Here is a 287-nt window from a genome sequence, read left to right as displayed (position 1 = left end):
CAAAAGTATTCCCATTATGTAGACTTAAGCTGGTAATTACTGGGGCTACACCATCAATCACTATCGCTTTGTTCGCGCCTAATGAATTGGCTGCGCCTGGAGTAGCCAAGGTCAAAGTAGCATCATTACTACCTGATGCATCTTTAATCGTACCTGAGTTTAAAGTCAACGAGTTCGTAGCCACATAGTCTAAGTCTGCGTTCACATCGCCTGACTGAACTGTATAGTTAAACGTTAAAGTAGTAGACCCACTACCTGATGCATAATTCACTGTTCTATCTGTTGTT

At 41.8% G+C, this 287-nt stretch carries 1 protein-coding gene; it reads right to left on the bottom strand.

The genetic code is table 11. The features are described from left to right. The coding region (locus MB14_RS14360; protein ID WP_157716596.1) for a hypothetical protein at positions 1-287 on the bottom strand (287 nt) is incomplete at both ends.

The sequence above is a fragment of the Roseivirga ehrenbergii genome (assembly GCF_001593005.1).
GTDB classification, from domain to species: Bacteria; Bacteroidota; Bacteroidia; order Cytophagales; family Cyclobacteriaceae; genus Roseivirga; species Roseivirga ehrenbergii.
The sequence above is the reverse complement of the archived record's forward strand: the minus strand, read 5'-3'. Positions and strand labels throughout refer to the sequence as shown.